We start from the raw sequence: 23,087 nt of genomic DNA on the forward strand, positions 1-23,087 counted from the left end.
GGTCGGACGACACGCAACAAAAGGCCCGCCGGGATCACCGGCGGGCCTTTTTCTTTTCCGCGGTCCGGCCTAGAAGGCGCACCTCGCCTTGCGCGATCGGGCGGCTAGCTCAGCTGGTCAGAGCACCTCGTTTACACCGAGGGGGTCGGGGGTTCGAACCCCTCGCCGCCCACCACCTTCCCGGCGCGCCTCGCCCCCGCGCGCTGTCAGACTGTGTTCACCCCTTTCGGGTTAACCCTGTCCGGTCGGGAGAAATCACCATGCATATCGTCAAACGCGTCGCCGCCCTGTCTGCCCTTCTCGCCGGCTCGCTGATGCTTCAGGGCTGCCTGGTCGGGGCGGCTGTCGGCGCCGGCGCGGCGGTCGTCGGCGCCGGAGCCGCTGTCGTCGGCGCGGGCGTGGACGCCGTCACCACGTCCGACGAGGAAAGTCGGGCCAAACGCGAGCGCGAACAGCGCGAATGGGAGCGTGAGCAGCGCCGCTGCGAGCGACGCCAGCGTCAGGGCAAGGACTGCTAGGCCCTACAGGCTCAGAACGCAGCGCTCGTTGATCGTCGGGCGCGCCACCTGGATGCGGCACAGGCCCGGCCAGTCGGGCTTCAACTGACCGACGAACCAAAGGCACAGGTTCTCCAGCGACGGCAGCTCAAGCCCCGGATGCTCGTTCAGCATGCCGTGATCCAGCCTTTCGGCGGCGGATTTCAGGGCGCGGTCCAGCGCGCCGAGGTCGGCGACCCAGCCGTGTTCCGCATCAAGCACTTCCGACCGGACGGTCGCCTCGACCGTGAACGAATGGCCGTGGACGCGACGATAGATGCTGCCCTCGGGTTCGTTCGGGAAGTGGTGGGCCGCGTCGAAGGTGGCCTGTTTGGTGATCTCGAAGACGGGCATTAGCGGACGCCGATGTATTTGTGGGTCTGGACGCTCAGGCGCCACTGCGGGTGGGTCAGGCAGTATTCGATGGCGGCGGCGGTATTGGCCGCCTGATCCGGGCCGTCCATGGGCTGCAGCCAGAAGCGCTCGAAATCGAGACCCTCGAACCGCTCCGGCATGGCCTTGGCCTGCGGATAGACCAGCTTCAGCTCCTGCCCCCTGATCTGGACCACCCCGGCGTCCGCCTTGGGACTGATGCAGATCCAGTCGATGCCGTCGGGCGCGGGCAGCGTGCCGTTGCTCTCGATGGCGATTTCAAAGCCGCGCGCGTGCAGAGCCTCGATCAGGGGCGCATCCAGTTGCAGCAGGGGCTCGCCGCCCGTGCAGACCACCAGCTTCGGATCTCCCGCCCGTCCCCGCCACATTCCGTCGACGTGGGCGGCCAGAAGATCGGCGGTCGCGAACTTGCCGCCGCCGTCGCCGTCCGTCCCCACGAAATCTGTGTCGCAGAAGGTGCAGACGGCGGTGGCGCGGTCCCGCTCCAGCCCGTTCCACAGATTGCAGCCGGCGAAGCGCAGGAAGACGGCCGGTCGGCCGGCCTGGCCGCCCTCCCCCTGCACCGTCAGGAAGATTTCCTTGGCCGTATAGCTCATCGGCCCGCGACCCACTCCGCATGGCCCGCCGCGCGCAGTTCGCAGGCGGGGCAGTCGTCACAGCCATAGCCCCAGGCGTGACGATGCTCGCGGTCTCCGCGGTAGCAGGTGTGCGACGCCTCGACGATCAGCTCGACCAGCGCCGCGCCGCCGATGCGGTCGGCCAATTCCCAGGTCCGGGCCTTGGTCAGGGCCATCAGCGGGGTGTCGATCACCACCGGCTTGTCCAGTCCGAGGCTCAGCGCCCGCGCCATGGCCTCGATCGTGTCGCGGCGGCAGTCGGGGTAGCCCGAGAAATCGGTCTCGCACATGCCGCCGACCAGCACGTCCAGCCCGCGCCGGTCCGCCAGCGCCGCAGCGCAGGTCAGGAAGACCAGATTGCGCCCGGGCACGAAGGTGGTCGGCAGGCCGCGGGCGTCCATCTCGATCGCCCGTTCGGCGGTCAGGGCGCTGTCGGCGATCTTGCCGTAGCCGGTCAGGTCCACGACATGATCCGGCCCCAGACGCCCGGCCCATTGCGGCAGCACCTTCACCATGCCCTCGCGGACATTGAGGCGCGCCTCCATCTCGACCGCATGCCGTTGGCCGTAGTCGAAACCGACGGTTTCGACCCGGTCAAATCGCTCCAGCGCCCAGGCCAGGCAGGTCGCGCTGTCCTGCCCGCCGGAGAAGAGAACGAGGGCCGATTTTCGGGTGTTCGGGGACAATTCGCTCATGACAAACCTGCGGTCGGCCGATCGGCCGCGCGCATGCAAAAAGGGATGGGGGCCTGAAAACCGGCGGACGAGCCTTCTACACCACCCCCCGGGCGGGGGCAAAAGTGGCCGGAAAGCGGCGCCTTCACCGTCTTAACCCTTCTGCAAACCGTTTCGGGGCAATGTCTACCGGTCCCAGTGGAGTGCCGGCCAGTATGCCGACAATCGAAACCCTTACCGAACGCGCCGAGGCGGTTACGCCCGAGACGTCGGGCAGTGATGTGTTTGCGCGTTTCGAGCGCGAACCGGACACGCTTGTCATCCCGGTCGTCGATGGAGACCGCCCCGTCGGTCTGATCGAGCGCAACGCCTTCCTTCTGAAGATCGCTGGCGCCTTCGGTCACGCGCTTTACGCCGGCCGCCCCGTGGTTCACGTGATGGACAATGAGCCCGCCGTGGTTGAGGCCGGGGTCGGCATAGACGCCTTCTGCGACATCCTTCTGCAAGGCGGCCCCGGCGCGCTGATGCGCGGGTTCATCGTCACGCGAAACGGCAAGTATCACGGGGTCGGCACGGCCGTATCCCTGCTGCAGGCGGTCAATGAACGTCAGCGGCTCCAGAATATCGAACTCAGCGACACACGCACCCAGGCCTTGGCCGCCGCACGGGCGAAGAGCCAGTTCCTCGCCATCATGAGCCATGAACTGCGCACCCCGATGAACGGCGTGCTGGCCGTGGCCGAGTTGCTGCGCCGCCAGCCCCTGAACGTGCAGGCCCAGGCGCACGTCGCGACCATCGTCGAGTCGTCCGAAACCCTGCTGCGCATTCTGCAGGACGCTCTGGACCTGTCGCGCGCCGAGGCGGGCGAGCTGGAACTGAACGCCGAACCGACCCCCCTGCGCGCCCTGATGGACGACGTCGAGGCCATGTGGGCGCCGCGCGCCTCGCAGGACAACGTCACCCTTATGGTCAGCTATGAGGGCGACACCGAACTGGCCGCCATGATCGATGCGATCCGGGTCAAGCAGGTGTTCAACAACCTGATCGGCAACGCCCTGAAATTCGCCCGCAACGGCATGGTCGAGGCCGGGTTGAAGGCTGTGGCCCAGGGCGACCGCATTCGTCTGGAAGCCCGCGTCCGCGACGATGGTCCGGGTGTGGAGGCTGACCGCGTCGATGTGATCTTCGAGCCCTTCGTGCATGGCTCCGGCCCCGACGGCGCGGGTCTGGGCCTTTCGATCTGCCGCCAGATCGTCGATCGCATGGACGGCCGTATCTGGGCCGAGAACAACCCGGGTCGCGGCGCCACCTTCGCCTTCGACCTGAACGTCGAGCGGGCCGAGATGGAATCCGCCCAGACCTCAAACGTCGAAAGCCTGCCGGACCTGGATCTGCAGGACAATCCGCACATCCTGATCGTCGACGATAACGCCACCAACCGGGTCGTCGCCCAGGCCCTGTGCGAGATGTTCGGCTGCACCTCAGAAACCGCCGAGGACGGCGTCGAGGCCGTCGAGGCCGTGCAGGAACGCCGCTTCGACATGATCCTGATGGACATCAAGATGCCGCGCATGGACGGCGTCCAGGCCACGCAGGCCATTCGCGCCCTGCCCGGCGATGTCCGCAACATTCCGATCGTGGCCCTGACGGCCAACGCCGATCCGGAAGACGCGCGTCGCTACCTGTCGATCGGCATGGCCGCCGTGGTCGAGAAGCCGATCAAGCCCGAGCGTCTTCGCATGGCGATGAACGCCGCGCTGGAACAGGCCGCGATGGCCGATGCCGCGAACATGGCCGACGGCGAACGCTCAGTCGCCTAATCCGGCGGCGACCGGGTCTGCCTCGTCGTCCTCTTCCTCATAGCCGACCAGCCGCAATGCCCGCGCCTTCTGGCCGTTGAGCTCGCACCAGCGCAGCAGGCCTTCCTCACGCCCGTGCGTGATCCAGATCTCCTCCGGCTTCAGCTCCGTGAAGGTGGTGATCAATTCGGGCCAGTCAGCGTGGTCTGACAACACCAGCGGCAGCTCGACGCCCCGCTGGCGCGCGCGCGCCTTCACCAGCATCCAGCCTGACGCGAACGCCAGCACCGGATCGGCGAACCGGCGGGACCAGCGGTCCTGCGTCGCTGACGGCGGGGCGATCACCACCTCGCCCGGCAGGACATTGCGCGCCTTGCCCGCCTCGACCAGCGCCAGCGGCCCCAGATCAACGCCCTCGCGCTGATACAACCGGTTCAGCCGGTCGAGCGCCCCGTGGACATGGATCGTCCGGTCCCATCCCGCTTCGCGCAGCAGCCGGATCAGCCGCTGCGCCTTGCCCAGGGCATAGGCGCCGATCAGGTGGGTGCGTTCAGGAAACTGGTGCAAGGAGCGCACCAGCCGCCCGATCTCGTCGGCATCGGGCGGGTGCACGAAGACCGGCAGGCCGAAGGTCGCCTCCGAGATGAACACATGGCACGGCACGGGCTCGAACAGGGCGCAGGTCGGGTCGCGGCGGCGCTTGTAGTCGCCCGACACCACCATGGTCACACCCTTCCAGCGGATCACGGCCTGCGCCGAACCCAGCACATGCCCCGCCGGGACCAGGGTGATCTCCACCCCGTTCTGCGAGGCCGTTTCGCCATAGGCGACACCGTCTCGCCGCGCGGTGAATTCCTCGCCATAGCGTTCGGCCATGATGGCCAGGGTCTGGTGCGTCGCCAGCACGGCACCGTGGCCTGATCGGGCGTGGTCGGAGTGGCCGTGGGTGACCACCGCCCGGTCCACCGGCTGCACCGGGTCCACGTAGAAATCCCCAGGCGGACAGTACAGCCCGGCCGGCGTCGGCTTCAGCAGGTCTTCAAAGCGGATCATTCGGCGTTTTCGCCCTCCCGATGACACCAGAACGCACGAGGCGCGCTTGCGCTCAACCGCGAACGCAGCGGACAACAGGGTCATGTCCGCTTCGCCCCTCGCCGCCATCCTGCCGCAGCTCGCCTCGGCCTCCGCCCACACCCACGCGCTCGGCTTCGCCTACGACGGCGTGGTCGGCGACCGTGTCCGTCTCAAGGTTCCCTGGCGCGAGGATCTGGTGGGAGACCCGGACACCGAGGTCCTGGCCGGCGGACTGGTCACGGCCCTGCTGGATCATGCGGGCGGCATGGCCGTCTGGGTCGCGCTGGACCGGTTCGAGCCGATCGCCACCCTCGACCTGCGCGTCGACTATATGCGCGCCGCCCGCGCCCGCACCGGCCTGATCGCCGAGGCGCGCTGCTATCGCCTGACCCACTCCATCGCCTTCGTCCGCGCCTGGGCGTTCGAGGAGGATCCGGAGGACCCGGTGGCCGCGGCCCAGGCGGCCTATATCCTGAACGCCAAGGATGCCCGGGGCGTGGGCGCCAACCTCAAGCCCCGTCGGGAGGCCGGCGCATGAGCGACCCTCTCGGCAGCCTGCCCTACGCCCGCTTCCTGGGGCTGATCAGCCGTCAGGATGAGGACCTTCTGACCGTGACCATGCCGTTCGCGGACAAGCTGATCGGCAATCCCGTCCTGCCCGCCCTTCACGGCGGATCCACCGCCGCCATGCTGGAGCTGACGGCCGTCGCGCAGGTGGCCCTGTTGTATCCGCGGCTCAAACTGCCCCGGCCGATCAATGTGACCGTGACCTACCTGCGCTCGGGCCGACCGCAGGACGTCCATGCCCGCGCGCGGATCAGCAAGGCCGGGCGCCGGGTCGCACACGTTCAGGCTGAAGCGTGGCAGGACGACCCCGCCCAGCCTATCGCCAGCCTGAGCGCCCACTTCCTGGTCGCCGAAGACGACTCCTAGCCGGTCAGCTTTACAGCCTGTGATGGATGACCCTCGTGACGCCTGGTCCCGGGGCGACTCATCCTGTCCGGACAAGGCGTCGGCGAGGCGCCCTGTCATGCCCTGCAAACCCACACCGCCCTAGCGGTTCGCGCCCCCACCCTCGGCTTGGACACGCTCCGGCCGGTCCGCGCGACGAGCCCGGAGCGCAGCCGCCGATCACCGGAGCCTCCGGAATCCGCACCGGCGTTGCTTCAAAAGTAAACAAAGCACTGACAAACAAGGCAAACAAAATACTACCAAGCACTACCGTTCCGTGTTAAGACTTCGGTTACCACGTTTTTGTTCTGGAGGGTTTTATGGATAAGGCTGAAGTAATCGCCAGCGTCGCCGGCGACCTCAACGCAACCGAACAGGCGGTTGACGCCGCCATCGCTCAAGCGACCACCCTGGTCCAGGCGATGATCGGTGCGCGCACCACGCTCAGCCTTTCCCCGGTGACCGGCGCCGAGTCGCAAGCGAAGGCCATGGAGGCCATCGCCGCCCTCAGCGCCGCGCGCACGGCCATCGTCGCCGCGCACGAGGAACTCGCCAAGGACCACCGCCGCCTCGGTTGGGGCACCTACGCCATCGGCGTTCTGGACAAGCCCGCTGAAACGGGTCCGTCGCAGCGCCCCGTGGGCCGTCTCCGCGCGGTTTAATTCGATGTAATGTCCGCCGCCGGTCATTCCGGTTTGCGCAGACTCGATGCAAAGTCGCCTCCATGCCGAATGGCATGGGGGCGATTTCATGTTTGACACCCTCGCATCGCAGATCGGCTTCGCAATCGCGGTGCTGGTGACGGCGTTTGCGTTTCTCAAGGGGGACGAACCCGAACGTGTGGGCGCCGGCGCCTACATGCTGGGTCTGTTCGCCTCGCAACTGGTTCAGGATAAGACCGCGCTCCACGGCACCCAGTGGGGGCTGATGGCGATCGACGCGGTCTTCCTGGCGGTCTGCATCGGGCTGGCCTGGAAGAGCCGTCGGACATGGCCGGTCTGGGTCTGCGCCCTGCAGTCCCTCATCGTGATGAGCCACCTGCTGACCCTCGTCGATCTGCGTCCGTCCATGGCGGCCTTCTTCGCCGTCATCAATATCGCCAGCTACGGCGTGCTGGTCGCCATCGCCGTCGGCACCTTCTGGGCCTGGCAAGAGCGGCGCGCCGCCGGACTCGAGTAAGCGACGCCTCGTGGGCTCGGCCCCGCGTCCGCCTGTGACCCGGCGCGCCGGCCTGCTGCTGATCGGCGCGGCGCTGGCTCTCGGCATCGGCGCTGTGGTGTGGGACGGACGTCCCGTTCCGCCGCTCCCACAGGTGACGCCCGCCCTCCCCGAGCCGTGCCGCGAGCAGGTGTTCGAGGGCGACGCCTACGTCGTCTGCGTCCTGCCGACGGACCGCTATGCGATCTCGCTGGCGCATACCGACAGCCAGGCGGACGCCGCCGCCAAGGTGACGGACCTCGTCCGCGCCCGCGTGGCCGCCGGCCGCCCGCCCGTCCTGGCGATGAACGGCGGGATGTACGACGTCGACCTGAACGCCATCGGCCTGCTGATCGAGAACGGCCGCGAGTTGAAACCGCTGAACCTGCGGGACGGGCCGGGAAACTTCCATCTGAAGCCGAACGGTGTCTTTGCCGTCGATCGGTCCGGTCGCGCCCGCGTTGTCGACAGCGCCGCCTGGACCACGCCCCCTAAAACAGCCTTCGCCACCCAGTCCGGCCCCTTGCTGGTCATCGGCGGCGCCCTGCATCCGGCGTTCGAGCCTGACGGCGTCTCCCGCTATCGCCGCAACGGCGTCGGGGTGCGGACGGACGGCGCCGTCGTGCTGGCCATTTCCCGCCGCCGGGTCAGCTTCGGGGCCTTCGCCCGGCTGTTCCGGGATGCTCTCGCCTGTCCCGACGCCCTGTTCCTGGACGGCGCGGTGTCCGCGCTCGCGGGGCCGAAGGGGTCGATCGTCGGCGGCCCCTTCGCGGCCGGCTCCGTCATCGTCGTTGACCGCAAAGGCGAATAGGCAGACATTCCTATGGTCTCGTCTTCGGAGCCGTCTTGCCCCTGTCGCACGCCCAGATCTGGACCGCCATCGATCGCCTTGCGCGACGCGAAGGGCTGACCGCCTCAGCCTTGGCGCGGAGGGCGGGACTGGATGCGACCAGTTTCAACCCGTCCAAACGGTTCGGCCCCGGCGAACCGCCCCGTCCGCGCTGGCCCTCAACGGAAAGCCTGACGCGCATTCTCGAAGCCACAGGCGTGTCGCTCGGCGACTTTGCCGCCCTGGCCCAGGATGCAGGGGAGCGGAGCCGGACCATTCCCCTGCTCGGCATGGCCCAGGCCGGTCTGGACGGCTTCTTTGATGACGCCGGCCTGCCCCTTGCCGAGGGCTGGGAGCAGACCGAACTGCCGCGCCCCTCCGACAGCCTGCTCAGCCTGCGTATCACGGGCGACTCCATGGCGCCGCTGTACCGGCAAGGCGACAAGGTTATCGTCGACCGTGAAGCGTCGGACGTGCGACGGGGCGACCGCGTCGTGGTCCGCACCGCCGGGGGCGAGACCCTCGCGAAGGAGGTCGCGAGCCTGACGGCGAGGGCGGTGACGCTGGCCTCGGTCAATCCGGCCTATCCACCGCGCACCATCCCCCGCAGCGACATCCTCTGGATGGGCCGCATCCTCTGGGTCAGCCAGTAACTCTCGACAACCGTATTCCCGCGCTCACCCCGCAAGCGACCGCGTCGCAAGCGCCGGGCCCCGGGACCGATGAACGCTCAGGCGGCGAGCGTTAGCGCCCCAAGAGAAAAGAGCCGCCCTTTCGGGACGGCTCTCATCTTCATCCGCGAAGGAGATGAAGTTAGTTGGTGGTGACGTAGCGGGCGTTGACCCAGCCGCCGCCGGCGATCTGCACCCACTCACCTTGCGAGCCGGTGGCCGAGAACGGCTGGCCCGCCGACAGGCGACCCACGCTGCGGTAGCCGGTGCCCGGACCCGAACGGATGTTCAGGTTCGAGGTGGCGCGGTACTGGGCGCCGCTCTGGGCGGACTCGGCACGGGCGCGCTGCTGGTTACAGCCGATGTACGAGCCCGCGGCCGCACCGGCGGCGGCGCCGCCGACAGCGCCGAGCGTGCGCTCGTTGCTGGAAATCTGGCTGCCGGCCAGACCACCCACTACGGCGCCGATCAGGGCGCCGGCGCGTTGACGGCCGCCGGGGGCGTCACAGTTGGTCACGCCATTGGCCTGGGCCGAGGCGACGGTCGGGAGGGCCATCGGGGCCAGACCACCCAGCATGGCGGCGGCGGCGATAGCGACGGTGAATTTCTTGTTCGACATGGCTCTGCTCCTGTCATCGAGTTGGTCGATGTCATGCACAATGCCCCATCTCACCTGAAGGCTCCCGGAGCTCCGCCGTTATATTCAGTTCATCTTCGTTGCCGCGCGGCGGGTGTTGATGAGACGAATACCCGCCACTGCACTGGCCACGACCAGATGCTGGCGGCCCGGAAACTGGAAATCCATCACCCGCGCCCAGAGGTGCATGAAACGGTCGTCGGTGGCGAAGGCGGTGACGACCGGTGTTTCCGGTCTGCGGAACATCTCGGCCAATCGGGCGATCTGCTCGACCGAAGCGTCGGCGGGCACCGCCTGCGCATCGACGACCCAGTCCCACCCCCACAAGTCCGGCCGGTCTTCCAGCAGCGGGACCAAATGCGCGAGCGCCCGTTGCGCCGTGACGCCGTTGTTCAAATCCAGATGCAGGATCCGTTCGTCGGCATAGAACCGGTGTTGCACGCAAGCCTCCTCAGACGCGCACAGGTTACCGCTCGCGCCTTAAGGACTCTCGTTTCCCGGAATAAGGGTTATCCCTCAGTCAGTTGGCCGTTCGCGCCCGCTTCGATCAGCGCGATCGTCTGCGGCAGACCGTAGATGGCGGCGAAGGAACCGAAGCGCGGCCCCTGCGAGGCGCCCAGCAGAACCTCATACAGCGCTCCGAACCAGGCCCGCAGCGGCTCGAAGGCGTGCGCCTTGCCGACTGCATAGACCTCGTTCTGGATGATCTCGCCGTCGGTCGTCTCCGCAGGCAGGGCCTTCAACCGGTCCGCGAGGTCCAGCAGCGCCGCCTTCTCCTGCTCCGTCGGCAGGCGATAGGACTTCGTCGGCTTCACGAAATCCTCGTAGTAGTTCAGCGCATGGCCCATCAGCCGGTCGAGCGTCGGCTCATTCTCCGGCGTGGCGTCCGGCAAATACCGGGCGAAATAGGCCCAGAGCTGCGCCTTGGATGAGGCGTTGGCCACGCCCACAAGGTTCAGCAGCAGGCTGAAGGACACAGGGCTGGCGACCTTCGGCGGCGCGCCCGCGTGGATCGACCAGACGGCGTTGTCGATCTGCTTTCCCGGCTCCTGGGTCTGGTACTGGTCGATGAAGCCCAGATAGTCGTCGATGGCGCGCGGAATGACGTTGAAGTGCAGGCTTTTGGCCGACTTCGGCGACCCGAACATGTACCAGCTGAGGCTCTCGGGCGTGCCGTAGCGCAGCCACTCGTCCATCGTCAGGCCATTGCCCTTGGACTTGGAGATCTTCTTGCCCTCGATGTCGAGGAAGAGCTCGAAATTGAAGCCCTCGGGCGGGACGCCGCCCAGGGCGCGACAGATCTTGCCGCTCTCGCGCACGCTCTCGATCAGGTCCTTGCCGGCCATCTCGTAGTCGACGTCCAGGGCGACCCAGCGCATGGCCCAGTCGGGCTTCCACTGCAGCTTCACATGGCCGCCGGTGACCGGGACCTCGGTGCGGTTGCCGGGCTCGCCCGCCGGGTCCTCGAAGGTGATGGTCCCCTTTTCGACATCGCGCGCCAGCGTCGGCACCTGCAGCACATGCCCCGTGATCGGGCTGACCGGCAGGAAGGGCGAATAGGTGGCCCGGCGTTCTTCGCCCAGCGTCGGCAGCATGATGGCCATGACCGCATCGAACCGCTCCAGCAGGCGCAGCAGCACCGTATCGAAGCGACCCGACCGGTACTGTTCGGTCGACGACAGGAACTCGTACTCGAAGTCGAAGCTGTCCAGGAAGGCGCGCAGGCGGGCGTTGTTGTGCGCGCCGAAGCTGTCGTGGGTGCCGAACGGATCGCGCACCACCGTCAGGGGCTTGTGCAGGTCCTCGCGCAGCATCTCCGGATTGGGGATGCCCTCCGGCACCTTACGCAGGCCGTCCATGTCGTCGCTGAAGGCGATCAGCCGCGTCGGCCAGTGGTCGCCGGTCAGGGCGCGGAAGGCGTTGCGCACCATGGTCGTGCGCGCCACCTCGCCGAAGGTGCCCATGTGCGGCAGGCCCGACGGACCGTAGCCCGTCTCCAGCACCACCGATCGCTGCAACGCCTCGAAGGTCGCCAGCGCCTCGTCGGCCTTGCCCGCATCGATCAGCAGTTTCGCCGCCGCGCGATCCGCATCGCCCAGCCGCTTCTTCAGAACATGGTTCAGAAGATTGCGGGCCTGTTCAAACGGCCACGACCTGGCGTCGCGCGCGAGGAGTTCGATGTTCTGCAGCATGGGCGGGGTTTGCAGCCTCAGGGACGCGGGGTCAACGGCTGCGAGCAGGATCACCGACGTCGCCGCACCGTCCCGGCAACCACAGCCGCGCCGGACGCCACGATCAGCAGGTCCTCGATCAGGCCGCTCTTCGTCTGGCCGATCTTGCGCATCGCCTTTTTGCGGTCCGCCAGCGTCAGATAGGCCAGGGGCACGGCCGTCGCGATGGCGACCAGTCCGCCGACGCGTTCCCGCCCCCTGGGCGCCAGGGCGGAGCCGGCGATGCCCGCGCTCATGATCCGGGCCAGCAGGCCCAGGAAGACGGTGCGGTCCGGCGCGGACTTCATCTTGTCGCCGAACAACTCCCCCACGCCCATGAACAGGGCCCCCGCCGTGAACAGGGGATGGGTCAGCAGGCGAAGGCGTCCGGGCGTCTCCCGGTGGGCCAGATGCGCGCTCGCCAGCGCGGCCATGGGGGTCATCGAGCGGGCGCTGGCGACGGCGCCGATTAGGGCGGAGGGGAGGAGTTCAATGGCTTTCATACCCGCCCAACCGCCGGGGCGGACGAGGGTTCAATCCCGGGAGACGATCAGCCCTCGACCTCGGCCTGCGCCTCTCCCGCGCCGCCTCCTGGAACGGCGATACAGCGTTGGCGCGTCCCGCCGTCGGCGGTGGCCTCCACGCGGGGTGCGACGGAGCTGACGGTCGTGCCGTCCGCCGCATAGGTCGCCAGGAACTGGCAGCCGGTCTGCAGGTCGGTCAGCACATAGATGCCCGGCTGGTCCGTCGGCGTCTTCGTCAGATTGGCCGACACCACGCCGCGCAAGGCGCCGACGGGGTCGTTGACGGCCTGCTGGATCTGGTCGGACCGGGTGTTGATCTCGGCCGCGGTGGCGGAGGCCTTGGCGGCGGTGTCCTCGATCTCCTGCAGGGTGGAGACGGCCTCGTCACAGCCGGCGACGAGGCCGAACAGGGCGGAGACGGCGAGGATCGGGATCAGTTTCATATCGCCACCCTGCCCGAACGCCGCCGCGCCGTCAGGCTGACACAAGGTCTCACCGCCGCCCCGCCTTGACCGCGCCGCAGACGCATGGCCTTTGCGCCGCCTGATGAAGACCGCTGATTTCGACTTCGACCTGCCCGACGACAACATCGCCCTGCGCCCCGCGGAGCCGCGCGATTCCGCGCGCCTGCTGGTCGTGCGTCAGGACGGGCTGGAGGACCGGATCATCCGCGACCTGCCGGACTTCCTGCGTCCGGGCGACGCCCTGGTGTTCAACGACACCCGCGTGATCCCGGCCCGCCTGTCCGGCGTGCGTCAGCGCCCAAATCCCGTAATCGGGGGCCCCGAGGGCGAAACCCTGACCGTCGCGGTCGAAGCCACCCTGCACCACCGTGACGCGCCCGATGTCTGGTCGGCCTTCATGAAGCCCGGCAAGCGGATCAAGGACGGCGATCGCATCCGCTTCGGCGCGAGGACCGACGGCGCTTGCGCGTCAGGCCTGCTGGACGCCACCGTCACCGGCAAGGGCGACGACGGCCTGGTCACGCTGACATTCGACCTGTCCGGCCCGGCGCTGGACGACGCCATCCGCGAGGTCGGGGTCATGCCCCTGCCGCCCTACATCGCCGCCAAGCGCGCCGAGGACGACCGCGACCGGTCCGACTATCAGACCGTCTTCGCCCAGCATGACGGCTCGGTCGCCGCGCCGACAGCGGGCCTGCATTTCACCCCGGCCCTTCTGGAAGCGCTGAAGGCCAAGGGCGTCTCGACCCACGCCGTCACCCTGCACGTCGGCGCCGGCACCTTCCTGCCGGTCAAGGCGGACGACACCGCCGACCACAGGATGCACAGCGAGTGGGGTGAGGTTTCCGCCGACATCGCGGACGCCCTGAACGCCGTCCACGCCGCGGGCGGCCGCATCGTCTGCGTCGGCACCACCTCCCTGCGCCTGCTGGAAAGCGCGACGGACGAGGACGGGGTGATCAAACCCTTCCACGGCGACACGGCCATCTTCATCACACCCGGCTACCGCTTCCGCGCCGTGGACGTGCTGATGACCAATTTCCATCTGCCGAAGTCGACCCTGTTCATGCTGGTCAGCGCCTTCGCGGGGCTGGACACGATGCGCGCCGCCTACGCCCATGCCATCGCGGACGGCTATCGCTTCTATTCCTACGGGGACGGCAGCCTGCTGTTCCGGAGCCCCGCGGCATGAGCCCCCTTCCCCGCCCCCTGATCCAGAGCCTTGAGATGCTTGCCGCGACCGCGGAAGCGCTCGAGCTTCGCGATGACTGGCTTGTCTTCGGCGGAGCGGCCATGGCGCTGTCCGGCCTGCCCGACTGGCCCGTGCCAGACATTGACGTGCTGGCCTCCGAAGAAACCGCCGAAGACCTGATCGACGCTTTCGGCGGGCGGATCATCACGCCCGCGACGCAGGACCGGTTCCGCTCGCGCCTGCTGGCCCGGATCGACGACACGCCGGTCCCGATCGAAATCATGGTCGGGCTCGAGGTGAAGACCGAAGATGGCTGGACGCCGGTCTCCTTCCGGACCCGAGTTGACCGTCTGGTGCAGGACCGCCACATCCCCACCGCCCGAACCCCCGAGCAGGCGCAGATGGCGCGCCGCTTCGGACGCCCCAAGGACCTGCAGCGCGCCGAGGCGCTGGACAAGCTGACTGACTGATGACCTTCCCGTTTGAAATCTCGAAGACCGATGGCCGCGCCCGCACCGGCGTGCTGAAAACCCCGCGCGGCGACATCCGGACGCCCGCCTTCATGCCCGTCGGCACCGCCGCCACGGTCAAGGCCCTGACCGTGGATCAGGTGAAGCAGACCGGCGCCGACATCCTGCTGGGCAACACCTACCATCTGATGCTGCGCCCCGGGCCGGAGCGGATGGAGCGGCTCGGTGGGCTTCACAAATTCATGCACTGGGACAAGCCGATCCTGACCGACAGCGGCGGCTTCCAGGTCATGTCCCTGTCGGGCATTTCGAAGCTGACCGAGGAGGCGGTGACCTTCTCCAGCCATATCGACGGCTCGAAACACGTCCTGACGCCCGAGCGGTCGATCGAGATCCAGGCCGACCGCATCGGCTCCGACATCGTCATGCAGCTGGACGAATGCGTCGCCTGGCCCGCCGAGGAGAAGCGCGCCCGCGAGGGGATGGAGCTGTCGGCCCGCTGGGCTCAGCGCTCGAAGACCGCCTTCGGCACGCGCGACACGCAGGCCCTGTTCGGCATCCAGCAGGGCTCGACCTTCCAGACCCTGCGCAAGGAGTCGTCCGAGCGCCTGCAGGAGATCGGCTTCGACGGCTACGCCATCGGCGGTCTGGCGGTCGGCGAGGGGCATGAGGCCATGTGCGAGGTGCTGGACTACGCCCCCGACATGCTGCCCGCCGACCGCCCCCGCTATCTGATGGGCGTGGGCAAGCCGGTCGATCTGGTCGAGGCGGTGTGGCGCGGCGTCGACATGTTCGACTGCGTCCTGCCCACGCGCGCCGGTCGCCATGGTCAGGCCTGGACCTGGAACGGGCCGATCAACCTGAAGAACGCCCGCTTCGCCGAGGATCAGGACCCGCTGGACCCCGAGGTCCCCTGCCCCGCCTCGCAGGACTATTCAAAAGCCTACCTGCACCACCTGATCCGGACCGACGAAATCCTCGGCAAGATTCTGCTCAGCTGGCACAACATCGCCTTCTTCCAGGCCCTGACCGCCGCCATGCGCGCGGCCATCAGCGAGGGTCGCTTCGACCAATTCCGCGCGGACTTCCACGCTCGGCATACCTCGAACTAGCCCGCAGGAGTGCGCGTCATGCGGATCGAGAAGTCAGGCTTCCACGCCTACAACACCTATCTGGAAGAGCCGCCCCGCCCTGAGGGCAATGAACGCGCGCTGCATCGCCATGTGATCATCATCGGCGGCGACAAATATTCGTTCTTCGCCCACTGGTCCGGCAAGTTCGCGCACAAGGGCGAGCTGATCTCCTTCGACTGGGACTGGGACCGGACCGGCGAGTTCAGGAACATCGACAAGTCGACCTTCGAGGCCTTCACCAGGGATGGCCGGGTCGAAATCCGGGGCGACCGCAGCGACAAATTCCGCCGCTGACCGCGCCTAACGCCGGCTCCCGCCCCGCGGCCGGAACCAGCTCGGGGCCGCGGGCGGCGCACAGTTCCGCTGCATCCCGATCCCCTTCAGGAAGGCACGGCGCATCCGCCCCGCCTGCACCGCCGACTGGACGTGCAGACGGTGCCGCTCGGCGCCGCTCAGACGGCGGACCCAGGCCCGTCCGGGGATGAAGTCGGTGGTGGCGTCCCGGATCGCGTCCAGCGCCGCCTTCGACGCCGCATCCGCCGCCCGCTCGCTCAGATGCGGATTATCCGGCGTCGGCGGCTCGTCCGTGTCCGGCCCCAGCGCCTCGTTCAGCCGCGCGATCTCGGCGCCGATGGTGGTGCACTGGTTCAGATTGCGCAGGTCGTAGGGATTGGCCTCGGCTTGCAGCAGCACGGTGGGGATATACTCGCGGCGCAGGTTGAAGTCGTCCAGCGGCGCCGTCGCCGCCGCGCCCAGTCCCGCGCCGAAATCGCGCGCGGCCTGACCCGCTCCGCAGGCGGCGACAAGGAAGACGGCGGGAAGCAGGAACAGGGCGCGCATGCCCCTATCAATCACGCCTGCGCGGCGGACGAAAGGCGGAGGCGGCAATCCCCCCCGGAGCCAATGAAGGTTCGGAAAGGATCACCGCGCCCGGACGCGCAAACTCACGTGCCCGCGTCAGGATGCGTCTGAATGAGGGACAGCGGAATGCACCTGCGTCCCAAATGCAGTCTGTCCGTCCCACAGGCGCGCCGTCTGTCGGAGGCGACGTCCAGGCGGTCTGAAGGATTTTCACGGTCGCCGACGCCCGCGGTCGCCCGCCGCAACTCCCATGCGGGGCCTTTTCGCACCGCTGCGTCGGCTGACCGACAGAACCCGAAGGCTCCGGTTGTGTTGCTGTGGATCGGGAGCCGGACCTTATCAGAATGACAGACGCCACCACGCCGGTTTCCGGCCCCCTCGCACTGGTTGACGGCCCCGCGCCGCAGGGCGAGGTCTGGACACCCGCGCGTCGGACGCCGCCCGCCGCCATGGCCGCGCGGCTGATGCAGGCCTGGAGCGCCGGCGAAGGACGAGACCTGATCTTTGTGGCCGCGAGCGAGCGCCGTGCGGACGAGGTGGCGCGCGCGCTGGACGCCATGGCCGCGGCTGACGGCCCGACCGTTCTGGTGTTTCCGCCGTGGGACTGCCTGCCCTACGACCGTGCGCCGCCGTCCCGCGAAAGCATGGGCCGCCGCATGGCGGTGCTGGCCAATCTCGGCGCGACGGCCGTCAGGGGACGGCTCGTGATCACGTCCCCGGAAGCCGTGATGCAACGGACACCGCCCGCCGGGGTCGCTGACGTCCGGTTCGACATCGCCGTGGGCGACCCGCTGGACCGCGAGGCGCTGAGCCGGTTCGTCCAACGGACCGGCTACGTCCATGACGAGCGGATCGACGAGCCGGGCGAGATCGCCATTTTGGGCGAGGTCATCGACGTCTACCCGCCCGCGGCCGCCTCGCCCTTCCGCATCCTCACCGACGAGGGTGGCGCTGTGATGGAGATCAAGGCCTTCGATCCCGTCAGCCAACGCTCCCAGGACGCGATCCCAGCCCTGTCCCTGACCGCCGCATCCGAACAGATCGGCGAGGACGCCGAGGCCGATAGCCTCACGCCCGCCGCCGACGCGCATCGCCTGTCCGATCATTATGACGCTGCGCTGGGCAACCTGTTCGAGGCCCTGCCCGATGCCGACCTCTGTCTGGACACGGGCGTTCCGGAGCGGGTCGACCGCGTCGCGGCCCAGATCACGGAAGCCTTCGAGGCGCGCCGGAGCTTCGGCGAGGCGGACGGACCGCGGCCGCTTCCGCCCGAGCGGATCTATCTCACCGCTGAAGACGTCTCGGCCGCCTTGGCCCACGCCCGAGCCGTCGACGTCGACGTCGAGGGCGTTGCCCCCGCGCCGGCGTTCGCCCGGGAACGGTTCCCCGGCGCGGCCCTGAAACGCTATGTCCAGGCCCAGCGGGCGGAGGGGCGAACGGTCGTCATCGCCGGTCTGGCGCACGAACACCGGGTCATCGCGCGGCTGCTGAAGCGGAACGGCGTCGAGGCGCCGACGCGGGTCGAGGCCTGGCAGGATATTGCGGCGGTCGCGCCGGGCGGCCTCCTCGCGGTCATCGCCGATCTCGATGGCGGCTATGAAGATCATCCCGCCGGGCGAACCGTGCTGACCCCGACCGACATCACCGGCGGCCGTCTGGCCCGCGCGTCCGGAACGGCGGGCAATCCCTTCGGCGAAACCGAAATCCGGCCCGGCGACGTGGTGATCCACGAGGACCACGGACTGGGCGTCCTGCAGGCGCTGGAGGAGATCGAGGCCGACGGCGAAAGACGCGACGTGCTGCGGCTGGAGTATCACGGCGGCGCCACCGTGCTGGCGCCCGTCGAGGAGTTCGGTCGCATCTGGCGCTACGGGTCCGAGCCGTCCGCGGTCAGCCTTGATCGACTGAACACCCAGGGCTGGCACAAGCGCCGGGCCGAGGTCAGCGCCCAGATCGACGCGACCGCGGCGCGGATGGTGGACATGGCCAGGGCGCGGGAGGCGGCGACCACCCCGCCCGTCTCACCGCCGAAAGCCGCCTACGCCCGGTTTACGGCCCGCTTCCCCTTTCCGGAGTCCGTGGATCAACTGGCGGCCATCGACGCCGTGCTGGCCAATCTGTCGGCGGGACGGCCGATGAACCGTCTGGTCTGTGGCGACGTCGGCTTCGGCAAGACGGAGGTGGCCCTGCGCGCCGCCGCTGCGGTGGCCCTGTCCGGTCGACAGGTTTTGCTGGCGGCGCCGACCACCGTGCTCGCCCGTCAGCATTATGAAACCTTCCGCCGCCGCTTCGAGGGCACGGACGTCGGAGTCGCCCATCTGTCCCGGCTGGTGGACGGAGCCGAGGCGAAAGCCGTGCGCGCCGGACTTGCCGACGGCTCGGTCCGCGTCGTGGTGGGCACCCAGGCCCTGGCCGACGACCGGCTGCTCTTCGCCGACCTGGCGCTGGTGATCATCGACGAGGAGCACCGCTTCGGCGCCAGGCTGAAGGCTGACCTGTCGGCCCGGGCGCCGCATCTGCTCTCCATGTCGGCGACCCCCATCCCCCGCACCCTGCAAGGCGCCATGGTCGGCATCCAGGACGTCAGCATCATCGCCAGCCCCCCGGCGCGGCGGCGCCCCATCCGCACCTTCCTGACCGACTTCGACGGCGGTTCGGTCCGGACCGTGCTGCTGCGCGAGAAGGCCCGCGGAGGACAGAGCTTTGTTGTCGCGCCCCGGATCGAGGACATCGAACCCTTGACCCGTCGACTGGCCGTTCTGGTTCCGGAGCTTGAGGTGGCGGTCGCCCACGGCAAGCTGTCGGCGGACGAGATGGATGCGGTGATGACCGGCTTCGCGGATGGCCGGGGCGATGTGCTTCTGGCCACCAACATCATCGAGAACGGGCTGGACGTGCCGCGCGCGAACACCATGCTGGTCTGGCGGCCGGACCGCTTCGGCCTGGCACAGCTTCATCAACTCCGCGGCCGGGTCGGGCGCGGCCGGCGGCAAGGGTTCGCCTATCTGCTGGGTGACCCGGACACACCGATCGCCGACAGCACCCGAACGCGGCTGCAGACGCTGGAAGCGCTCGATCGCTTGGGCGCCGGCTTCGCGATCAGCGCCCGCGATCTCGACCTCAGGGGCGGGGGCGATCTGGTCGGCGATGAGCAGGCCGGGCACATCCGCCTGATCGGCGCCAGCCTGTACCAGCGTGTCCTGGGCCGCGCCTTGCGCGCCGCGCGGGGCGAAGCCGATGCCGACCCCGTCCGGCCCAAACTGAACCTGCCGCTGGGGGGCGGCATCCCGGCGGACTACGTCCCGGACGCCGCGGTGCGCATCAACCTCTACGCTCGCCTCGCCCAACTGACCTCCGCCGAGGAGATCGACGCCCTGCACGAGGAAATCGAGGACCGCTTCGGCCCCCTGCCGGATCCTGCGGTGGCCCTGATGGCGGCCAGCCGCCTGACGGCCCTCGCGCTGGCGGCAGGCGTAACCGAAGTCGTGTCGGGACCGAAGGCCACCGCCTTCAGCTTCGGCGCGCGCCAGGCCGAACGGTTGTCCGGCCGCATGGCGCCCGCTGACGACCGGCGCTGGTCCGGCGACCGGCTGATCGTCGAGGCCAATGACGCCACGCCTCACGACCAGGAATTCATGGAGGCGGTTCTGGGCGAACTGGCGGCGGCATGAGCGCGGACCGCTCGTCCATGCCGCCGGCGGACCGTCAGCGCATCCTGACGCAGACGCGCCGCCTGAAGATGGCGCGCTCGGCCCACGCCTATGTCCGCGGCAGCACACGGCAGTTCTACGCCTGGCTGGAGAACTCGCCCGCAGACCTGCCCGAAGGACCGCCGATCTGGATCTGCGGCGACTGCCACCTCGGCAACCTCGGCCCTCTGGCGGACGGCAAGGGCCGGGTGGCGATCCAGATCCGGGACCTGGACCAGACCGTGATCGGCAATCCGGTTCATGACATCATCCGACTGGGTCTGTCCTTCGCATCGGCGGCGCGCGGTTCGGACCTTCCCGGCGTCACGACGGCCCGGATGCTGGAGGGTCTGATGGCCGGCTATCAGGCCGGGCTGGCCGGTGATTTTGACCGCAAGAGCGACCGCTCGAACCGGCCGGAGCTGATTCAGGGCCTGCTGGCGCGCTCGGTTCGACGCCGCTGGCCCGAACTCGCGGCCGAACGGCTGGACCGGGACCGACCCCGACTGCCGCGCGGCAAGCGGTTCTGGTCGCTGGAGCCGGAAGAGCGGGAGGGTCTGACGGCGCTGCTGCGCGGCGTCGATCTTCGCGGACTGATCGCCGGCGCGGACGGCCTGTCCGAAGCGCCCGTCCGACTCGTCGACGCCGCCTACTGGATGAAGGGCTGCAGCTCGCTTGGCCGGGTGCGGTATGCCGTGCTGGTTGGCCTGCGCGACGGCAAGCGCACGCGGCTCGGCCTGATCGACGTCAAGGAAGCCGACAAGGCCGCCGCGCCGCGCTCGGCCCTGATCACCATGCCACGCGACAACGGGATCCGGGTCCTGACCGGGGCCAAGGCCCTGTCCCCTCACCTCGGCGACCGCATGGTCGCCGGGCGGCTCATGGACCGTGCTGTCGTCCTGCGCGAACTGGCGCCGCAGGACCTCAAGCTGGAAATGGCGCGCACGACGCAACGCGAGGCGGAAGCCATGGCCCGCTATCTCGGCGGCGTGCTCGGCCGTGCCCATGGACGGCAGATGGAGGCCGAGGTTCGCACCGGCTGGGGCCGGGACCTCTCACGCAGCCACAGCGGCGCGCTGGACGCGCCGTCATGGCTGTGGCGCAGCGTGGTCGAACTGGTCTCGCTGCACGAGGCCGCCTACCTCGAACACTGTCGGCAGTACGCCCTGGCGGAAGCGGCCTGAACGCGGGACTTCGGCCCCGTGCCGACCCTGCAGGCCGCGCAGGGAACCGGTCAGTCGCGAATGAAATGCGGGACGAAGCGCGAGGTGTTGCGGGTGATTCGTCCCGGATCCTCACGCAGCGAAATGCCGGCGGGCGCGTCGCCGACGACCCATGAGCCGACGATCACATGCTGGCCGTCGAAGCGGGGCGGAGCGTGCAGCGCCTGGCGGATCTGTCGACCTTCGCCATAGCCCCCGTCCAGACCGTCCTCACGGGTCGCGCCCTCGACGATCGTGACGTTGGCGCCCTCGCGCGAGAACAGCGGCTTGCGCACATAGGCGTCGCCCAGCGTGGTGTGGGCCGGGTCGCTCTCGAAGAAGGACGCCAGCAGATTGGGGTGGCCCGCATGGCGTTCCCACAGCAACGGCAACAGCCCCTTGTTGGACAGCAGGGCCTTCCATGCCGGCTCCAGCACGGTCACCTGCGCATCGGGCAGAGGCTCCGCATAGTCGTCGCGCAGCATCTGCTCCCACGGATACAGCTTGAACATGGCCTGGATCAGCCAGTTCTCATCGTCCACGAAGCGGCCGTCGGCGTTCAGCCCGATCTGCTCCAGGGCGACGAATTTCGGGTCCAGGCCCGCCTGCCGCGCCAGATCCTCGAGGAACCGCACCGTCTGGCGGTCCTCGACAAAGTCTGCGTCCGACGAGAAATGCACGAAGCCGCCGTCCGGGAAGATGGCCCGGAACCGCTCGACCAGCTTCTCGTGCAGGCTGTTGAACTGATCGGCTCCGGGCGGAAGCGTCCCATCCGCGATGCGGTCCTCCAGCCACAGCCACTGGAAGACGGCGGTCTCGAAGATGCTGGTCGGGGTGTCGGCGTTGTATTCATACAGTTTGGCCGGCCCCGCGCCGTCATAGGCGAAGTCAAAGCGGCCATACAGCGACGGCTCGCCCCGCGCCCAGCTGTCGGCGACATAGTCGCGCGACGCCTCGGGGATTTCCAGCAGCGTCATCAACCGCTCGGACTTCACCGTCTCCTGCACCAAATCCAGGCACATCTGGTGCAATTCGGCCGTCGGCGCCTCGAGGCCGTCCTCGATCTCCTCGATCGAAAAGGCGTAGGCGGCGCTTTCGTCCCAGTAGCGCTCTCCGGACGTATGGTGCCAGGTGAAGCCCATGGCGTCCGCGCGCGCTTCCCAGTCCGGTCGGGGATCCAGCGTCAGGCGTTCCATGGTGGGCTTACGCCGGGTCCTTGGACGCCGGGACCGAGGTCCCGATCATGGGCGTCACAACCTTGACCTCCTGCGCCGTCAACCGGGCCAGCACGTCATCGGCGGAGGCCTGTCCGGGCAGAATGCCCGCATCCCTCAGCTTGGCGTCGAGGTCGGCTCCGGTGCGCCTGTCCTCCAGCTCCTGGCCGGCGCGCAGCTTCTCCTCGTTGACCGCCTGCCGCTGCTTGATGCGCTGCAGGCTGTCGGCCGCCGAGCCGATGCGCGATTGCGCGCCGGCCGACTGCAGGGCCACGGAGGTCTGGGCCTTCTGGACCGAGTCATTGACCTTCACGATGTCGATCTCGCGCCGCAGGGTCTCGATCTTCTGGTCGGTCGAGGCGATGGCGGTGCGCAGGCGCGCCTCGGCGGTCTTCATGTTCTCGATCAGCGGGCCGCGCGTGCCGATCTCGGTTTCGAGTTCGGCGATCCGCTGCGCGACTTCGCGCGCCAGGTCGGTCTTGCCCTGGGTCAGGGCCGTGCGGGCGGAGTTCTCGTATTTGGCGATCTGGTCGCCAAAGCTCTTGATCTCGGTCTCGGCCATCCGGCGGCGCGCCACCAGACCCGCCAGGTCGTCGCGGGCCTTGCCCTGCGCATTGTCGGCGTCGCGGATTTCCTGATCCAGGATCTTCAGGGCGTTGGCGTCGACGACCGACTGGCCGGCGTCATGGGCGGTGCCGCGGAACAGGGCGGACAGTTTGGCGAGCATGGACATGGGTCTGTCTTTCCGGA

General features: G+C 68.6%; 26 protein-coding genes and 1 tRNA gene. 15 read left to right on the forward strand and 12 right to left on the reverse strand.

All coding sequences use genetic code 11. The features are described from left to right. Positions 1 to 98 precede the first annotated feature (98 nt). Positions 99 to 175: transfer RNA gene (locus ACW174_RS16780), tRNA-Val, on the forward strand. An 85-nt stretch (positions 176 to 260) separates the two neighbouring features. Further along, positions 261 to 518 (forward strand): hypothetical protein, encoded by a 258-nt coding sequence (locus tag ACW174_RS16785; protein ID WP_492015499.1) that lies wholly within the window; start codon positions 261 to 263, stop codon positions 516 to 518. A gap of 3 nt (positions 519 to 521) precedes the next feature. Here the strand turns inward: ACW174_RS16785 and ACW174_RS16790 are convergent, their stop codons facing one another. The 3 genes from ACW174_RS16790 to queC are packed head-to-tail and all read right to left on the reverse strand — an operon-like array spanning position 522 to position 2,232. Then, on the reverse strand, positions 522 to 890 hold the full coding sequence (locus ACW174_RS16790; protein ID WP_492015500.1) for a 6-pyruvoyl trahydropterin synthase family protein: 369 nt from the start codon (positions 888 to 890) through the stop codon (positions 522 to 524). After that, positions 890 to 1,525, reverse strand: coding sequence for a 7-carboxy-7-deazaguanine synthase (queE, locus tag ACW174_RS16795; protein WP_492015501.1), 636 nt, complete (start codon positions 1,523 to 1,525; stop codon positions 890 to 892). The genes ACW174_RS16790 and queE overlap by 1 nt, the downstream gene beginning before the upstream one ends. Further along, positions 1,522 to 2,232, reverse strand: coding sequence for a 7-cyano-7-deazaguanine synthase QueC (gene queC, locus ACW174_RS16800; protein WP_492017307.1), 711 nt, complete (start codon positions 2,230 to 2,232; stop codon positions 1,522 to 1,524). The genes queE and queC overlap by 4 nt, the downstream gene beginning before the upstream one ends. Before the next feature lie 203 nt (positions 2,233 to 2,435). Between queC and ACW174_RS16805 the strand changes: the two genes are divergently transcribed. Then, complete coding sequence (locus tag ACW174_RS16805) at positions 2,436 to 4,040, forward strand: response regulator (RefSeq protein WP_492015502.1); 1,605 nt, start codon at positions 2,436 to 2,438, stop codon at positions 4,038 to 4,040. On the opposite strand, the gene ACW174_RS16810 is transcribed toward ACW174_RS16805, so the two are convergent. Next, positions 4,029 to 5,072, reverse strand: a complete 1,044-nt coding sequence (locus ACW174_RS16810; protein WP_492015503.1) for a ligase-associated DNA damage response exonuclease — start codon at positions 5,070 to 5,072, stop codon at positions 4,029 to 4,031. The two genes, ACW174_RS16805 and ACW174_RS16810, sit on opposite strands and share 12 nt — an antisense overlap. Positions 5,073 to 5,154: 82 nt before the next feature. Here ACW174_RS16810 and ACW174_RS16815 point away from each other — a divergent pair, with 82 nt between their 5' ends. From ACW174_RS16815 to ACW174_RS16840, 6 genes are all read left to right on the forward strand, one after another. After that, a complete protein-coding gene (locus ACW174_RS16815; protein ID WP_492015504.1) occupies positions 5,155 to 5,631 on the forward strand; it encodes a PaaI family thioesterase in 477 nt (158 codons plus the stop codon). Further along, positions 5,628 to 6,026: a PaaI family thioesterase gene (locus tag ACW174_RS16820; protein WP_492015505.1), complete on the forward strand. Its 399-nt coding sequence runs from the start codon at positions 5,628 to 5,630 to the stop codon at positions 6,024 to 6,026. Before ACW174_RS16815 ends, ACW174_RS16820 begins: the two co-directional genes overlap by 4 nt. Before the next feature lie 338 nt (positions 6,027 to 6,364). Beyond that, a complete protein-coding gene (locus tag ACW174_RS16825; RefSeq protein WP_492015506.1) occupies positions 6,365 to 6,706 on the forward strand; it encodes a hypothetical protein in 342 nt (113 codons plus the stop codon). Between the two features lie 88 nt (positions 6,707 to 6,794). Continuing rightward, the gene (locus ACW174_RS16830; RefSeq protein WP_492015507.1) at positions 6,795 to 7,223 is read left to right on the forward strand and encodes a hypothetical protein; all 429 of its coding nucleotides are present in this window, start codon (positions 6,795 to 6,797) and stop codon (positions 7,221 to 7,223) included. A gap of 34 nt (positions 7,224 to 7,257) precedes the next feature. Continuing rightward, positions 7,258 to 8,052, forward strand: coding sequence for a phosphodiester glycosidase family protein (locus ACW174_RS16835; RefSeq protein ID WP_492015508.1), 795 nt, complete (start codon positions 7,258 to 7,260; stop codon positions 8,050 to 8,052). A 35-nt stretch (positions 8,053 to 8,087) separates the two neighbouring features. Continuing rightward, positions 8,088 to 8,723 carry a S24 family peptidase gene (locus ACW174_RS16840; protein ID WP_492015509.1) on the forward strand — a complete coding sequence of 212 codons (636 nt, stop codon included), beginning with the start codon at positions 8,088 to 8,090 and terminating at the stop codon, positions 8,721 to 8,723. Between the two features lie 160 nt (positions 8,724 to 8,883). On the opposite strand, the gene ACW174_RS16845 is transcribed toward ACW174_RS16840, so the two are convergent. From ACW174_RS16845 to ACW174_RS16865, 5 genes are all read right to left on the reverse strand, one after another. Then, positions 8,884 to 9,360: an SH3 domain-containing protein gene (locus ACW174_RS16845; protein WP_492015510.1), complete on the reverse strand. Its 477-nt coding sequence runs from the start codon at positions 9,358 to 9,360 to the stop codon at positions 8,884 to 8,886. Positions 9,361 to 9,444: 84 nt separating this feature from the next. Next, positions 9,445 to 9,819, reverse strand: a complete 375-nt coding sequence (locus tag ACW174_RS16850) for a hypothetical protein (protein ID WP_492015511.1) — start codon at positions 9,817 to 9,819, stop codon at positions 9,445 to 9,447. A gap of 68 nt (positions 9,820 to 9,887) precedes the next feature. After that, positions 9,888 to 11,570, reverse strand: coding sequence for a lysine--tRNA ligase (locus tag ACW174_RS16855; protein ID WP_492017308.1), 1,683 nt, complete (start codon positions 11,568 to 11,570; stop codon positions 9,888 to 9,890). Positions 11,571 to 11,620: 50 nt separating this feature from the next. Continuing rightward, positions 11,621 to 12,091 (reverse strand): hypothetical protein, encoded by a 471-nt coding sequence (locus ACW174_RS16860; RefSeq protein ID WP_492015512.1) that lies wholly within the window; start codon positions 12,089 to 12,091, stop codon positions 11,621 to 11,623. Between the two features lie 47 nt (positions 12,092 to 12,138). Continuing rightward, positions 12,139 to 12,555, reverse strand: coding sequence for a hypothetical protein (locus ACW174_RS16865; RefSeq protein WP_492015513.1), 417 nt, complete (start codon positions 12,553 to 12,555; stop codon positions 12,139 to 12,141). A 103-nt stretch (positions 12,556 to 12,658) separates the two neighbouring features. Between ACW174_RS16865 and queA the strand changes: the two genes are divergently transcribed. From queA to ACW174_RS16885, 4 genes are read left to right on the forward strand one after another with little or no spacing between them, the layout of a single operon-like run. Beyond that, on the forward strand, positions 12,659 to 13,768 hold the full coding sequence (queA, locus tag ACW174_RS16870) for a tRNA preQ1(34) S-adenosylmethionine ribosyltransferase-isomerase QueA (RefSeq protein ID WP_492015514.1): 1,110 nt from the start codon (positions 12,659 to 12,661) through the stop codon (positions 13,766 to 13,768). Continuing rightward, positions 13,765 to 14,238, forward strand: coding sequence for a hypothetical protein (locus tag ACW174_RS16875; RefSeq protein ID WP_492015515.1), 474 nt, complete (start codon positions 13,765 to 13,767; stop codon positions 14,236 to 14,238). Before queA ends, ACW174_RS16875 begins: the two co-directional genes overlap by 4 nt. Continuing rightward, entirely contained in the window at positions 14,235 to 15,350 is a 1,116-nt protein-coding gene (tgt, locus tag ACW174_RS16880; RefSeq protein ID WP_492017309.1) for a tRNA guanosine(34) transglycosylase Tgt, read from the forward strand. The genes ACW174_RS16875 and tgt overlap by 4 nt, the downstream gene beginning before the upstream one ends. Before the next feature lie 18 nt (positions 15,351 to 15,368). Then, positions 15,369 to 15,665, forward strand: a complete 297-nt coding sequence (locus ACW174_RS16885; protein WP_492015516.1) for a hypothetical protein — start codon at positions 15,369 to 15,371, stop codon at positions 15,663 to 15,665. A 6-nt stretch (positions 15,666 to 15,671) separates the two neighbouring features. Here ACW174_RS16885 and ACW174_RS16890 read toward each other — a convergent pair whose 3' ends face one another. After that, positions 15,672 to 16,211 carry a hypothetical protein gene (locus tag ACW174_RS16890; protein WP_492015517.1) on the reverse strand — a complete coding sequence of 180 codons (540 nt, stop codon included), beginning with the start codon at positions 16,209 to 16,211 and terminating at the stop codon, positions 15,672 to 15,674. A gap of 365 nt (positions 16,212 to 16,576) precedes the next feature. Between ACW174_RS16890 and ACW174_RS16895 the strand changes: the two genes are divergently transcribed. Together ACW174_RS16895 and ACW174_RS16900 are read left to right on the forward strand one after the other, a co-directional pair. Continuing rightward, positions 16,577 to 19,903, forward strand: coding sequence for a DEAD/DEAH box helicase (locus ACW174_RS16895; protein ID WP_492015518.1), 3,327 nt, complete (start codon positions 16,577 to 16,579; stop codon positions 19,901 to 19,903). Then, positions 19,900 to 21,105, forward strand: a complete 1,206-nt coding sequence (locus tag ACW174_RS16900) for a DUF2252 family protein (protein ID WP_492015519.1) — start codon at positions 19,900 to 19,902, stop codon at positions 21,103 to 21,105. The genes ACW174_RS16895 and ACW174_RS16900 overlap by 4 nt, the downstream gene beginning before the upstream one ends. 50 nt (positions 21,106 to 21,155) lie before the next feature. Here the strand turns inward: ACW174_RS16900 and ACW174_RS16905 are convergent, their stop codons facing one another. Together ACW174_RS16905 and ACW174_RS16910 are read right to left on the reverse strand one after the other, a co-directional pair. Then, a complete protein-coding gene (locus tag ACW174_RS16905; RefSeq protein WP_492015520.1) occupies positions 21,156 to 22,319 on the reverse strand; it encodes a glutathionylspermidine synthase family protein in 1,164 nt (387 codons plus the stop codon). Between the two features lie 7 nt (positions 22,320 to 22,326). Next, the gene (locus ACW174_RS16910) at positions 22,327 to 23,070 is read right to left on the reverse strand and encodes a PspA/IM30 family protein (protein WP_492015521.1); all 744 of its coding nucleotides are present in this window, start codon (positions 23,068 to 23,070) and stop codon (positions 22,327 to 22,329) included. Positions 23,071 to 23,087 lie beyond the last annotated feature (17 nt).

The organism is Brevundimonas sp. AVps31, from assembly GCF_058681355.1.

Excerpts from the sequence above, each read along its gene's own strand:
- ACW174_RS16910 (WP_492015521.1), bottom strand. The coding sequence starts at position 23,070 with ATGTCCATGCTCGCCAAACTGTCCGCCCTGTTCCGCGGCACCGCCCAT.
- queE (WP_492015501.1), bottom strand. The coding sequence starts at position 1,525 with ATGAGCTATACGGCCAAGGAAATCTTCCTGACGGTGCAGGGGGAGGGC.
- ACW174_RS16885 (WP_492015516.1), top strand. The coding sequence starts at position 15,369 with ATGCGGATCGAGAAGTCAGGCTTCCACGCCTACAACACCTATCTGGAA.
- ACW174_RS16890 (WP_492015517.1), bottom strand. The coding sequence starts at position 16,211 with ATGCGCGCCCTGTTCCTGCTTCCCGCCGTCTTCCTTGTCGCCGCCTGC.
- ACW174_RS16905 (WP_492015520.1), bottom strand. The coding sequence starts at position 22,319 with ATGGAACGCCTGACGCTGGATCCCCGACCGGACTGGGAAGCGCGCGCG.
- ACW174_RS16825 (WP_492015506.1), top strand. The coding sequence starts at position 6,365 with ATGGATAAGGCTGAAGTAATCGCCAGCGTCGCCGGCGACCTCAACGCA.
- ACW174_RS16830 (WP_492015507.1), top strand. The coding sequence starts at position 6,795 with ATGTTTGACACCCTCGCATCGCAGATCGGCTTCGCAATCGCGGTGCTG.
- ACW174_RS16790 (WP_492015500.1), bottom strand. The coding sequence starts at position 890 with ATGCCCGTCTTCGAGATCACCAAACAGGCCACCTTCGACGCGGCCCAC.
- ACW174_RS16820 (WP_492015505.1), top strand. The coding sequence starts at position 5,628 with ATGAGCGACCCTCTCGGCAGCCTGCCCTACGCCCGCTTCCTGGGGCTG.
- ACW174_RS16855 (WP_492017308.1), bottom strand. The coding sequence starts at position 11,570 with ATGCTGCAGAACATCGAACTCCTCGCGCGCGACGCCAGGTCGTGGCCG.
- ACW174_RS16900 (WP_492015519.1), top strand. The coding sequence starts at position 19,900 with ATGAGCGCGGACCGCTCGTCCATGCCGCCGGCGGACCGTCAGCGCATC.
- queA (WP_492015514.1), top strand. The coding sequence starts at position 12,659 with ATGAAGACCGCTGATTTCGACTTCGACCTGCCCGACGACAACATCGCC.
- ACW174_RS16810 (WP_492015503.1), bottom strand. The coding sequence starts at position 5,072 with ATGATCCGCTTTGAAGACCTGCTGAAGCCGACGCCGGCCGGGCTGTAC.
- ACW174_RS16860 (WP_492015512.1), bottom strand. The coding sequence starts at position 12,091 with ATGAAAGCCATTGAACTCCTCCCCTCCGCCCTAATCGGCGCCGTCGCC.
- ACW174_RS16805 (WP_492015502.1), top strand. The coding sequence starts at position 2,436 with ATGCCGACAATCGAAACCCTTACCGAACGCGCCGAGGCGGTTACGCCC.
- ACW174_RS16815 (WP_492015504.1), top strand. The coding sequence starts at position 5,155 with ATGTCCGCTTCGCCCCTCGCCGCCATCCTGCCGCAGCTCGCCTCGGCC.
- ACW174_RS16785 (WP_492015499.1), top strand. The coding sequence starts at position 261 with ATGCATATCGTCAAACGCGTCGCCGCCCTGTCTGCCCTTCTCGCCGGC.
- ACW174_RS16845 (WP_492015510.1), bottom strand. The coding sequence starts at position 9,360 with ATGTCGAACAAGAAATTCACCGTCGCTATCGCCGCCGCCGCCATGCTG.
- ACW174_RS16895 (WP_492015518.1), top strand. The coding sequence starts at position 16,577 with ATGACAGACGCCACCACGCCGGTTTCCGGCCCCCTCGCACTGGTTGAC.
- ACW174_RS16875 (WP_492015515.1), top strand. The coding sequence starts at position 13,765 with ATGAGCCCCCTTCCCCGCCCCCTGATCCAGAGCCTTGAGATGCTTGCC.
- ACW174_RS16865 (WP_492015513.1), bottom strand. The coding sequence starts at position 12,555 with ATGAAACTGATCCCGATCCTCGCCGTCTCCGCCCTGTTCGGCCTCGTC.